This is a genomic window from Jutongia hominis (genome assembly GCF_014384965.1).
Taxonomy (GTDB): Bacteria; Bacillota; Clostridia; order Lachnospirales; family Lachnospiraceae; genus Butyribacter; species Butyribacter hominis.
Window position 1 is genome coordinate 81,912 of record NZ_JACRSW010000001.1, and the last position, 13,399, is coordinate 95,310.

Below are 13,399 nucleotides of genomic sequence, written 5' to 3' on the forward strand. Positions count from 1 at the left end.
CATTGATCTTACTGATCCATCCGGTTACATATTACATAAACTTTTTCACATGCTGATGTGTAAACAGATGATCTGAACAATATTCATAATTCCCATCACATTTTGAACAATAACGAAAATCCAGCGAATCATCATCTAATTCTGTTCTGCCGCAAACAGCACATCTGTGTCTTGCTCCGTTTGCATACTGGTTTGTCTGACGTTCAAATGATCTCTTTCTTCTTTTCTGTTGCATCCTTGCTCTCGGTGACTGTCTTGTTGCAAAGAAATAGATCAGGAAGTTTGCCATTGCAACAATGATCGCGATTGCAATACTAAAGTATGCCCCGGCTGTTGTTGTATAGATCACACTTGCTCCCTGTGCCAGTGTACGAAATCCGAGATACAGACTGTTGATAATCTGATAAACCATATACACAGCATCCAGAAGGGCAAGCCATTTTACTTTAATCGGTAAAACTGCATAAAGCAAAAACTCCATATCCGGATTCATCAGCGCAAATGCAAAGAACATTGACCAATAAATATATTGCATACCCGAATCATAGTTCGAAACATGAAGCGGCGACAGATAAAGGATCAATGCCGCTATGATATTAAAAAGAAATCCCGATACAATATACATATTAAAACGGAATGTTCCCCATGCAGCCTCTAATGATCTTCCAAACAAAAAGAATAGATTGACCTGAAAAAAGAAAAAAATGATTCCTATCAAAAATCCTCCCATACTGCTACCTGATGAAAAGCCTGACGGTTCCAGCAAAAAGGTAAATAATCTCCAAATCTGTCCATGAAAGACTGCATTCATGTTCAATGACAGATATTGGTAATAAAAATATGGATTCACCAGTCCGATCACCGCGCCTGCACAATAGATTATAACGACGTATTTGATCAGGTCAGGAACCGCATATCTGCCAAATTTTCTCTCTAATGCATTTAAAAATTTTTCCATTGAGCCTGTCCTTTCTTTTTTTCATTTATGATAAAATGACATACTATTCATTATAAATTGAGCCTATACCTTTGTCAAACTTTTCACATAAAATACACAGCACATTTTCCCACCTTCCCCACCCTATCCTTTTACACTCGAAATTAAGCATTGTTTGGTACAACGGATGTTATCTTCCCGATCGTCTGCCAAAGGATTAACGATCCAGTGTGCCGGAACTGTTTTTTGTATCAGAAATGTAATAAGCAACGCCCGGAAGCATATACATATTAGCAAGTCCGTTTTTATCTACAAATGCCAAAACCTGATCCTTATCGCCTTGCAAAATATCAAAAAGAGTGTCTCCGGGTTTTACAACATATTTTTTCCATTCTGTGTCTGTCTGTCGGGTTGCTGATGTACTTTGCGGCACAAAAGCTACAGCACGCTCTTGTGTATCAGTTACCTTCGTGTTCCGTGGCATCGCTGATGCATTGCGGTCTGGCATGTCACTTTCATTTTCATCCCGTGGCATCGCTGTTACATTGCGGTCTGGCATGTCACTTTCATTTTCATCCCGTGGCATCGCTGTTACATTGCGGTCTGTCGTGCCAGCTGCATTTGCCTGCTGTGACATCGCTGTAGCATTACACTGCTGCATTACTGCTTCCTGATCCGTGTCACCTGTCATATTTCTTCTTGACGGTCTTGGTGTCAGAAATGCATTTTCTAAAGGCTTTTTGGTTGGAACACAGATTGTATCTCCAACCTGAAGATTAAACACATCCACATATGGATTTGCACGCAGCAACATAGATAAGGGAACCTTATGCTCTCTGCTGATCTCATATAATGTATCGCCTTTTTTGATCGTGTGTGTGATTCCGTCACAATATTCATAATTCATATATAGGACTCCTCTTTTCTGATCTGTCATTCTATTTTATTAATATATTCTGTTACAGATTATTTGCTACTAAAAGCGGCATTCTGTGCACAATATGCATCCGTCAGGCCGGATTTATAAAATATTTCTTCCTTCTTGTACCATATTGTCTTCCGGCTGCTGTCAATTGCTATCCGTAATCTTGCAACAAAAATTTGCATTCATAAAAAATTTGTCTTATAATAAGAGAATATGGCGATTTTTGCACACAATGTTTATTTTTGACCGAAATACAGTCTTTTTGTGACTGTATCGCGATGGAGGTAACTATGAAATTAAATTACAATACACTGGGAATCGATATTGGTTCCACAACTGTCAAAATAGCTATTTTAAATACAAACGGAGAAATCATTTTTTCCGATTACCAGAGACATTATGCTAATATTCAGGAAACCTTGGCATCTATTATCACAGATGCCTGTGAACAGCTTGGTGACCTTCCGGTATCTCCCATGATCACCGGATCAGGTGGTCTTACACTTTCTAAGCACTTAGATATCCCATTTGTTCAGGAAGTCGTTGCCGTTGCAACTTCATTAAAAGACTATGCACCACAGACCGATGTAGCGATCGAACTTGGTGGCGAAGATGCCAAGATCATTTATTTCACCGGTGGAATCGACCAGCGAATGAATGGTATCTGTGCCGGTGGTACCGGTTCTTTTATCGATCAGATGGCTACCTTATTAAAAACAGATGCATCCGGTCTGAATGAATATGCAAAGAATTATGAAGCAATCTATCCGATTGCAGCCCGTTGCGGTGTATTTGCAAAATCCGATATCCAGCCTTTGATCAATGAAGGCGCAACAAAAGAAGATCTGGCAGCTTCGATTTTTCAGGCTGTTGTAAACCAGACGATCAGCGGACTTGCCTGTGGCAAACCGATCCGCGGCAATGTAGCATTCTTAGGTGGTCCGCTTCATTTCTTAACACAGCTTCGTCAGGCATTTATTGAGACATTACATCTGACCGATGATGAGATCATTGCTCCGGAGCATTCTCACTTATTCGCAGCATCCGGTGCTGCAATGAACGCCAAAGAAGATCACCAGACTTCTCTTGGCAACTTAAAGCAGAAACTTGCCGAAGGCATTCAGATGGAAATTGAAGTAACACGTATGCCTCCTCTTTTTAATAATGAAGAAGAATACCGGGAATTTATAGAAGAACATTCGAAAAAAGATGTACCAAAGGGTGATTTTGCTTCTTATAAAGGAAATCTCTATCTTGGTATTGATGCCGGTTCTACAACAACAAAAGTCGCTGTGATCGGTGAAGACGGTTCTCTTTTATATTCATTCTATGACAGCAATAACGGAAGTCCGTTAAAGACTTCGTTAAAAGCGATCAAAGATATCTATTCGAAAATGCCAAAGGATGCAAGAATCGTCCGTTCCTGCTCTACCGGCTATGGCGAGGCTCTGATCAAATCCGCTCTGATGTTAGATGAAGGCGAGGTAGAAACCGTTGCCCATTATAAAGCCGCTGCTTTCTTTGAACCGGATGTAGATTGTATCCTCGATATCGGTGGTCAGGACATGAAATGTATCAGCATCAAGAACCATTCTGTTGATAAAGTACAGTTAAATGAAGCCTGCTCTTCAGGCTGTGGTTCTTTCATCGAAACCTTTGCAAAATCCTTAAACTATGAAGTCGCCGATTTTGCAAAAGTAGCATTATATGCGAAAAATCCGGTCGATCTCGGATCCCGCTGTACTGTCTTTATGAATTCCAAAGTAAAGCAGGCACAGAAAGAGGGAGCAAGCGTAGCGGATATCTCTGCCGGACTTGCTTATTCCGTTATTAAAAATGCGTTACTGAAAGTTATCAAACTGACCGATCCGAAAGATCTCGGTGAAAAAGTCGTTGTACAGGGCGGTACTTTCTATAATGATGCAGTACTCCGAAGCTTTGAACGCATCTCAGGATGTAATGCCGTCCGTCCTGATATTGCCGGTATTATGGGTGCTTTTGGTGCTGCTTTGCTGGCAAGAGAACATTACACCGGACAGGAAACTTCTATGCTTTCGATCGACGAGATCAATGATCTGCGCTTCGAAACTTCCATGACACGCTGTAAAGGCTGCACAAACCATTGTCTGCTTACGATCAACCGCTTTACAGGCGGCAGACAGTTCATTTCAGGAAACCGCTGCGAACGCGGTATCGGAAAGCAAAAGAACGAAAAACATGTTCCTAACCTTTTTGAATATAAGAACAAACGTCTTTTTGCGCATTATATTCCATTGGAAGAAAAGGAAGCAGTCCGTGGAACAGTCGGTATTCCAAGAGTTTTGAATATGTATGAGAACTATCCGTTTTGGTTTACATTCTTTACGAAATTAAAATATAAAGTGGTACTTTCACCGGAATCCAGCCGAAAGATCTACGAACTTGGTATCGAATCGATCCCAAGCGAATCAGAATGCTATCCGGCAAAGATCGCACACGGTCATGTCACCTGGCTGATACGTCAGGGATTAGACTACATATTCTATCCTTGTATTCCATATGAACGTACCGAAGTACCGGATGCTAATAACCATTACAACTGTCCAATCGTTACTTCTTATGGTGAAAATATCAAGAACAATGTAGAAGAATTGCGTGACAAAAAGATCACTTACCAGAATCCTTTCCTATCTTTTGAAAACGAAAAGATCCTGACAAAACGACTGGTAGCCTTCTTTACAAAGGAAAATAATATTCCTGCCAAAGAAGTAGAAGCTGCCGCCAAAGCGGCATGGGCAGAGTTACAGGCAACCCGTGAAGATATTATCAAAAAAGGCCGTGAAGTCTTAGATTATATGGAAAAGAACCATTGTCACGGTATCGTGCTTTCCGGTCGTCCATACCATGTAGATCCTGAGATCAATCACGGTATTCCGGAAATGATCAATTCATTCGGTGTTGCTGTTCTGACCGAAGACAGCGTATCGGAATTTGGTACCGTAGACCGTCCGACGATCGTAATGGATCAGTGGATGTATCATTCCCGTCTGTATAAAGCTGCTTCTTTTGTCAGCACACGCTCTGATCTCGATCTGGTACAGCTCAATTCCTTTGGCTGTGGTCTCGATGCCGTTACAACCGATCAGGTAAGTGATATTCTGACAAAACAGAATAAAGTGTATACAGTCTTAAAGATTGACGAAGTAAATAACCTCGGTGCCGCCAGAATCCGAATTCGTTCTCTGTTAGCAGCCGTAAAAGAAAGAGAACGTAAAAACATTCTTCCAAAGGCTGCCGATACCGCACATCATCGTGTGGTCTTTACCGAAGAAATGCGCAAAGATTATACAATCTTAGTTCCACAGATGTCACCGATCCATTTTGATATCTTAGAACCTGCACTTGCATCCTGCGGCTATCATTTAGAGATTCTTCCAAGCACGGAAAAATGTCTGGATTATGGTCTGAAATATGTCAACAATGATGCATGCTATCCATCTCTTCTGGTCGTTGGCCAGTTTATGGAAGCTCTGCTTTCAGGCAAATACGATCTCAATCGTGTTGCATTGATCATTACGCAGACCGGTGGTGGCTGCCGTGCTACAAACTATATCGGATTTATCCGTCGTGCTTTAGAGAAAGCCGGAATGTCACAGATTCCTGTTATTTCAATGAGTGCCGGTATTGAAAAGAATCCCGGCTTGCATATCAATTATAAAATGGCAATGCGTGCGATCCAGGCTTTGATCTATGGCGATGTCTTTATGCGTGTTCTTTATAAGACAAGACCATATGAAGCCGTAGAAGGTTCGGCAAATGCTTTGCATCAGAAATGGCTTACCATCGTTCAAAAGTCGGTTCAGAATGGAAATAAAGCAGAATTTAAGAGAAACATTCAAAATATTATAAAAGAATTTGATGAACTGCCATTAAAGGATATCAAAAAACCTCGCGTTGGTATTGTTGGTGAGATTCTTGTAAAATTCCTTCCTTTGGCAAACAATTTCTTAGTTGATCTGTTAGAAAGCGAAGGTGCCGAAGCGGTTTGTCCCGACCTGTTAGACTTCTTTATGTATTCTTTGTATAATGCGAACTTTAAAGCAGAATACTTAGGAAAGAAAAAGTCCGGTGCACGCATCAATAACCTGTTGATCGCTTATCTTGAAAACTACCGTAAAGTTGCTAAAGTTGCTTTACAAAACAGCAGACGCTTTGAGCCACCAACACCGATCGCTCATATGGCAGAATATGCTTCACCGATTGTTTCATGTGGTAACCAGACCGGTGAAGGCTGGTTCTTAACCGGTGAAATGATCGAATTGATCAAGTCCGGCGTATCGAATATTGTATGTGCACAGCCTTTTGGATGTCTTCCAAATCATGTTGTCGGAAAAGGTGTTATCAAAGAGCTTAGACGACAATATGAGCATACGAACATTGTTGCCGTTGATTATGATCCGGGTGCAAGTGAAGTCAACCAGTTGAACCGAATCAAATTAATGCTTGCAACAGCCGAAAAGAATCTGGTTTAAAATCTAAAACAAGAAGGTTCCGTCTATGTGTCTCCGTTACGAGACATAGACGAAACCTTCTTTTTCATTTACTCTTTCGATACTTATCTTATATTGCAATCATTCATCAATGAAAGACACTTACTCTGTACAGTCTTCGTATCTCTATTAATCATCAAAGTAATTATGATCAAAGCCGGTATCCTGCACATTGTCAGGGGTTGCTTTCTGATTCTGCTTTTGCATACTTTCTTCTTTTTGCTGTGACTGCTGTATCATTGCACCAAAATCACCTGTTTCATCCGTTCTTTGCTGCATTGTATTATCAAAACCGTTATTCGGATTCTGTCCGTTTGGTGCTGCTTCAAAAGGATTTTCCCGTTCTTTTTCTTCTTCCTGATTGCTATTTGCATTCGGATTCGTAAAATATGGATTCTGTGTCATATTCTGCATCATTTTTTGCATAAATTCTTCTTTTGCTTTCCGTTCTTTTTCTGTTCTTCTAAGACGTTCCTGCTCTTCCTGTGTATGAAGTTCAAGATCCTCTTCTATGGATATGATCATTCCTTTTCTATAAAGGCTCCAGACAAGAATACCAATACCTGCAAGAAGAACGAGTGTAACACTTAAGCCTCCTTCCAGTCCGAACTTTCCGCCATTGATAAAGGAAGCTCCTTCAACGCTCTTTCCGACAAAGACCGTTCTTTTGATTTGTATTCCGCTTACCGATACCCCAAAGATCGTTCCCTGCACAAAATTCCAGATGCTATGTGCTGCTCCTACGATCCAGATATTTTCATAACGAAGCATCAAAAGTGCCATCACTGCACCAAATAAAAATAGATTCAGATAAGCCAGTAATGACATATTGTCATTCATGCCATGCATCATAGAGAAAAACAAAGAACTGATCACGACAGCTCCGACCACAGAATTTCGTCTGGTAAGCGACACAAATAAATAGCCTCTGCACAAAACTTCTTCTGCCATCCCCTGTACAAGAAATCCGACCAGAAAACCAAACAGGTAAAGGATTGAAAAACTGTCTTTATTAAAGCCTTCTATGGTAACACTTTTTGTCAGAATGCAGATTCCATATGCAACAACGAAGGCTGCCGCACCGATCAGAAGTCCTTTTATATACTGAATTGCAAAACCCTTCTTTTGAAACCCCATGGAAGCAGCGTTTCTTTTTTCTATCAATTTGCAATACAATATACAAATGATAAGCAATGCAAACTCTGCTATCAACGTCACAATAACAAACCAATCCGGAATCGACTGCATAATCCGGTTCATCTGATTCACATCCAGGCTTCCGTTTTGTAACATTTTCATATAAGAACCATCTTTTAGCATATAAAACGCCAGCACAGGTGCCTGCACAAGACTGGTAGCCGTACTTCCTACGAAGAAAACCAGAAGTGCACAGATCAGCTCAAACGCTGCACTATGTCCATTCCCTAAAATTGCATTTTTCATAAAATCCGGTTTTTTTATTGCTTTCATATATCTTTAACCTCATTTCCAAACGTATATCCTGCTTGTTATTTTACCATATATGCAAACAAACTTCACCTTATTTTTATCTTATTTCACAGATGTAATCCACTGACTTTGTCAACGTTTTTCATTCAGTCTGCTTTCCTGCCCTGCTGTATTTTCCTGCTTTCGAAGCAAATAGTTATACCGATGGTAAATGCGCTCGATCTGGTCTTTTGAATATTGTGTCTGATACCTGTTTTGTATCTGTGTTTTTGTCCACCGTTCACCTCGGTCTGCATCTAATAAACACTGTACAATAGAATCTACTTCCTTTTTATTCATTCTTCCTCCTTAAACATTTTTCATTTCCTATTCTTATTCTTTCCCCGTATGAGCATGATTATGAAAAGAGAACTGTTACAATATGAGGAAAAGATCATCGCATATTTTGGGGAAATTTTAGCACACTATCCTTAATATAACAAGTATTGCCTTTTAAGTTTATTCTATCTCTGATTTTTAATTGTTATGCTTTATAGATAAGTGAATAAACATGCTTAGCTATCAATACAACAATGTGATTTTTAAGCAACAAAGAAATGAGGAACACGATCATTATGAATAAAAAACAAATTGGCAGGAATATACAACGTATCCGTCAGGTTCAAAACATCACACAGGCAGAACTTGCCGAAATGGTTCATTTATCCGTTGTCCATATATCGCATATTGAAACAGGAGCTTCCATGCCATCCTTACCAACACTTTTAGATATTTGTAATGCGTTAGAAGCAACACCAAATGATATATTACTCGGACAATACTGTACACCGGATATTGAAATGTTAGTAAAAGAAAATCCGAACGCAGAACCGATCACACAGGAAGATAAATTATTAATGCAAAATATTTATAACTATCTAAAGACAAAAAATAAAAAGAAAAAGTAAAACAAAAATAGAATCGAAGAACCCTTTTTTCAATACTAGGGTTTTCTTCGATTCTATTTTTTATACACTCTTCAATCTATAAGAATACATCTCTAAATAGATCCTGTCTTATCTTATTGTATTATTTTAAGTCATTTAAGAAGCTCTCGATGCGGTCTAAGCCCTTTTCAATCTGTTCGATAGAAATTGCATAAGAAAGACGTAAATGCTTCTCAAATCCAAAATCAGCACAAGGAACAACTGCTGTATTGTAATCATTGATCAGAATTTCTGCCATCTGCGCTACACTTTCAACAACCGTATCTTTATATTTCTTTCCAAGAACTTCGCTGGCATCTACAAAGACATAGAATGCCCCCATTGGTTCGATCGTGCTGACAAGCGGCATCTTACAGATACGCTCATACATATATTTACGACGCTTATCAAATTCTGCATGCATTTTGGCAACACTGTCCTGTGGACCTGTTAATGCTTCTACTGCTGCCTTCTGCGCGATTGAGTTTGGATTTGATGTCTGGTGGCTCTGTACGCTTCCCATCATCTTTGCGATCTCTTTTGAAGAACCTGTATAACCGATTCTCCAACCTGTCATTGCATAACTCTTTGCCAAACCGCTGCAAGTGATCGTTCTGTCATAAATGTCTTTGCCAAAGGATGCAATACTGATATGCTTCTGCTCGCCATATACAAGGTTCTCATACATTTCATCCGCTACGACATAAATATCTTTTTCTACAACTACTTTTGCGATCGCACGAAGCTCTTCTTCTGTATAAAGCATACCGGTTGGATTGTTTGGTGTATTTAATACAACCGCTTTTGTCTTGTCTGTGATCGCATTTTCAAGATCTTTTGCTGTTAATTTGAAATTCTGTTCTTTCGTTGTCGTAATGATAACAGGAACACCACCTGCTAACTTAACGATCTCAGGATAGCTCAACCAGAAAGGTGCCGGAATGATCACTTCATCACCAGGATTTAATAATACAGTGAAAATATTGGTTAAAGAATGCTTTCCACCATTACTGATCACGATCTGATCCGGTGCATAATCCAAATGATTGAAGGCTTTGAATTTTTTACTGATCGCTTCTTTTAATTCGTTGATTCCTGAAGCCGGTGTATATTTTGTAAAACCATCATTGATTGCTGCTATTGCTGCATCACAAATATTCTGAGGTGTGTTGAAATCAGGTTCCCCTGCACCAAATCCTACAACATCTTTTCCCTGCGCTCTTAATTCTTTTGCTTTTGCTGTAATTGCTAGCGTTGAAGAGGGCTTCACCGCTGCAGCTTTCTTTGATAATTCTAATGACATAATACTATATCTCCTTTCGGTATTTTAATCCCGCATGTATTCCTTTGCCCATTCAAGGCAACATATTTGTTATACCACACAACGCACACATGTGTCAATGTATAATTGTATACAATATTATTATATACAAAATGGATCTTATCTTTCCAGATAAAATCCATTTTATATTCTTTTTATATTGTAATCTTACAATCCTGTCGTACCATATTCCCATTTTTTTAATCTTATGAAAAATCAGTCGACTGTCTTTTATTCTTTACATAATTCCTGTAAAACGATATTTCGGATAGTAGGACAGCTTTTTATAGAAAGTTTTATGCTTTACATAATTCCTGTAAAACTTCTAACAGATAGTCATAGACACGGATTGCCGACGGAATGGAAAGCTTCTCCTTTGGTGTATGAATATCTAAAATGTCCGGTCCGATCGCAACCATATCTAACTCCGGCATTTTTTCTGATAACAGACCGCACTCCAGTCCCGCATGGATCACTTCTACAACAGGTTCTTTCTGATAAAAACGTCGGAATACTTCGACCATTTTTTCACGCAGAACAGACTCTTTACGGTAGAGCCATGCCGGATAGTTTCCTTCCTCCTGATAAGAAGCTCCGATGCTCTTTGCAAGACATGCCAGTTTCTTGGAGAGATATTCTTTATAACCTGCTGCCGAGCTTCGAACCGAATACGATGCTTTCATTTCTTCTTCTGCTTCAAAAATGCCCATATTCAAAGAACTTTCTACTAAGCCTTTAATATCACCACTCATTGCCTGTACGCCGTTTGGTGCTGTATTTAATAAAAACAGGATCTTATCTGTCTGCTCTTTTGCAATTACCGAAGCACCTGCCTGTGCTTCTTTTCTGAGACAGATCTTCATGTCCGGCTCAAAACTTGTATATTCATCCTGATACATAGCCGTTCTTTTCTGAAATTCCTCTTCAAATGCCGATGCATCCTTTTCATCGACTACAAGCACTGCTTTGGCTTCTCTTGGAATCGCATTGTCTTTGGTACCGCCTTTCATGCTGACAAGTGCAAATGGTGTCTCCATTTCAAAAAGAAGTCTTCCGAGCAGCAACGCTGCATTGACCCTGTTCTTGTCAATCTCACAACCGGAATGACCGCCTAAAAGTCCATTCACATGACATTCATAACAAATACCGTCTTTCTCATCACGATCCAGTTTTAATGTGATATTACCACGAAGACCACCTGCACAGCCGACTAATAAAGAACCTTCCTCTTCTGTATCCAGATTGATCAGATATTTTCCTTTCAAAACGCCTGTATCTAATGCTTTTGCACCAAACATTCCGATCTCCTCATCGGTTGTAGCTACCAATTCGATCATCGGATATTCCTTCGTATCATCGGCAAGAATTGCCAGACCATATGCAAGTGCGATACCATCGTCACCACCAAGTGTCGTGCCCTTTGCATAGAGATAATCTCCAGCAACTGCCAGATCAAGACCTTCATTTGTAAAATCATGTTCTACGCCGCTTTCCTTTTCACAGACCATATCCATATGTCCCTGTAAAATGATTCCCGGCAGATTCTCATATCCTTTTGCTGCTTCCTTGCGGATCACTACATTATAAGATGCATCCTGATATACAAACAATTGATGCTCTTTTGCAAAAGCCACCAGATAATCACTGATTGCTTCATTATGTTCTGATCCTCTCGGTACAGCACTTATCTCCTCAAAATAATGAAAAAAATCATACTTTTCTAACTCTTTTAACATAATACTCTCCATTTCTGAGCAGTTCTTTTATTATACTCTTTCCATTTATACATTCTGTTATACAATTAGTTTTTAAAACTATGAATTGGTGCCGGAATTCTGCCTCCACGCTCAATAAACTCTGTACAGTCAAATGAATTGACAGGCATAACAGGTGCGTATCCAAGTAATCCGCCAAACTCTACCGTGTCGCCAACTTTTTTACCGCATACCGGAATCAGTCGAACGGCTGTCGTCTTCTGGTTGATCATACCAATCGCCATTTCATCGGCAACAATACCCGAAATCGTAGATGCTTTTGTATCACCCGGAATGGCGATCATATCAAGACCTACCGAGCATACACAAGTCATTGCTTCTAACTTTTCTAATGTCAATGCACCATCGACTACGGCATTGATCATTCCCTGATCTTCACTGACAGGAATAAATGCACCACTCAGACCACCCACGTAAGAAGATGCCATAACGCCACCTTTCTTTACCTGGTCGTTTAACAAGGCGAGCGCGGCTGTCGTTCCCGGTGCTCCGGCTCTTTCGAGTCCCATCTCTTCAAAAATATCAGCAATGCTGTCACCAACCGCAGGTGTCGGAGCTAAAGAAAGATCAATAATGCCAAATGGAATACCAAGTCGCTGAGAAGCTTCTCTTGCTACCAGCTGACCGACACGTGTAATCTTAAATGCGGTCTTTTTGACTTTTTCGCAAAGGGTACCAAAGTCCGCACCATGTACTGACTCTAATGCTTTACGCATTACACCCGGTCCACTGACACCGACATTGATGATCTCATCCGCTTCTGTCACACCGTGGAAAGCGCCTGCCATGAACGGATTGTCATCCGGTGCATTACAAAATACAACTAATTTGGCACAACCGATACCATCTCTGTCCTCTGTTGCTTTTGCAGTCTCTAAAATGATCTCACCCATCATTTTGACTGCATCCATATTCAAACCGGTCTTTGTTGAACCAAGATTGACAGAGCTGCATACAAAATCCGTTGTCGCAAGAGCTTCCGGAATTGACTGTATCAAAAGCTCATCACTCTTTGTCATACCTTTTGAAACCAATGCACTAAAACCACCGATAAAGTTTACACCGGTTGTCTTAGCCGCACGATCTAATGTCTGTGCGATCTTTACATAATCTTTTGGTGTCTTGCATGCAGAACCACCGACTAATGCGATCGGTGTAACCGAAATTCTCTTATTGACGATCGGAATACCATACTCTTTCTCAATCTCTTCGCCGGTTGCAACAAGGTCTTTTGCAACCGTTGTAATACGGGTATAGATCTTTTCACACAAACGATCTACATCTGTATCAATACAGTTGAGCAGACTGATTCCAAGAGTGATTGTACGCACATCCAGATTTTCTTTTTCAATCATTTCATTTGTTTCAAGAACTTCATGTATATTTATCATTTTCATCCTCATTTCTATGCTTGCATTCTCTGTTTTTACTATTCTTATCTGTCGGATCCCGCAGGAAGTTTTACCTTTTGATCCATTACAATGCTCTTTTACCAAAA

Annotated in this window: 9 protein-coding genes; 2 read left to right on the forward strand and 7 right to left on the reverse strand. The window is 39.9% G+C overall.

All coding sequences use genetic code 11. The features are described 5' to 3' along the window. Window positions 1–31: 31 nt before the first annotated feature. Window positions 32–958 (reverse strand): hypothetical protein, encoded by a 927-nt coding sequence (locus H8700_RS00405; protein WP_249302142.1) that lies wholly within the window; start codon window positions 956–958, stop codon window positions 32–34. A 196-nt stretch (window positions 959–1,154) separates the two neighbouring features. Further along, window positions 1,155–1,844 carry a LysM peptidoglycan-binding domain-containing protein gene (locus H8700_RS00410; RefSeq protein WP_249302144.1) on the reverse strand — a complete coding sequence of 230 codons (690 nt, stop codon included), beginning with the start codon at window positions 1,842–1,844 and terminating at the stop codon, window positions 1,155–1,157. 308 nt (window positions 1,845–2,152) lie between these two features. Here H8700_RS00410 and H8700_RS00415 point away from each other — a divergent pair, with 308 nt between their 5' ends. Next, window positions 2,153–6,373 carry a 2-hydroxyacyl-CoA dehydratase gene (locus H8700_RS00415; RefSeq protein WP_249302147.1) on the forward strand — a complete coding sequence of 1,407 codons (4,221 nt, stop codon included), beginning with the start codon at window positions 2,153–2,155 and terminating at the stop codon, window positions 6,371–6,373. 147 nt (window positions 6,374–6,520) lie between these two features. Here H8700_RS00415 and H8700_RS00420 read toward each other — a convergent pair whose 3' ends face one another. Continuing rightward, window positions 6,521–7,861: a CPBP family glutamic-type intramembrane protease gene (locus tag H8700_RS00420; RefSeq protein WP_249302149.1), complete on the reverse strand. Its 1,341-nt coding sequence runs from the start codon at window positions 7,859–7,861 to the stop codon at window positions 6,521–6,523. A gap of 111 nt (window positions 7,862–7,972) precedes the next feature. Continuing rightward, entirely contained in the window at window positions 7,973–8,179 is a 207-nt protein-coding gene (locus H8700_RS00425) for a hypothetical protein (protein ID WP_249302151.1), read from the reverse strand. Window positions 8,180–8,454: 275 nt separating this feature from the next. Here H8700_RS00425 and H8700_RS00430 point away from each other — a divergent pair, with 275 nt between their 5' ends. Then, complete coding sequence (locus H8700_RS00430; protein ID WP_249302153.1) at window positions 8,455–8,787, forward strand: helix-turn-helix domain-containing protein; 333 nt, start codon at window positions 8,455–8,457, stop codon at window positions 8,785–8,787. Window positions 8,788–8,908: 121 nt separating this feature from the next. On the opposite strand, the gene H8700_RS00435 is transcribed toward H8700_RS00430, so the two are convergent. From H8700_RS00435 to H8700_RS00445, 3 genes are all read right to left on the reverse strand, one after another. Further along, window positions 8,909–10,108 (reverse strand): pyridoxal phosphate-dependent aminotransferase, encoded by a 1,200-nt coding sequence (locus tag H8700_RS00435; RefSeq protein ID WP_249302155.1) that lies wholly within the window; start codon window positions 10,106–10,108, stop codon window positions 8,909–8,911. Window positions 10,109–10,422: 314 nt separating this feature from the next. Next, window positions 10,423–11,862 carry an aminoacyl-histidine dipeptidase gene (locus H8700_RS00440; protein WP_249302157.1) on the reverse strand — a complete coding sequence of 480 codons (1,440 nt, stop codon included), beginning with the start codon at window positions 11,860–11,862 and terminating at the stop codon, window positions 10,423–10,425. 65 nt (window positions 11,863–11,927) lie between these two features. Beyond that, a complete protein-coding gene (locus H8700_RS00445) occupies window positions 11,928–13,292 on the reverse strand; it encodes a PFL family protein (protein ID WP_022142031.1) in 1,365 nt (454 codons plus the stop codon). Between the last annotated feature and the right edge of the window lie 107 nt (window positions 13,293–13,399).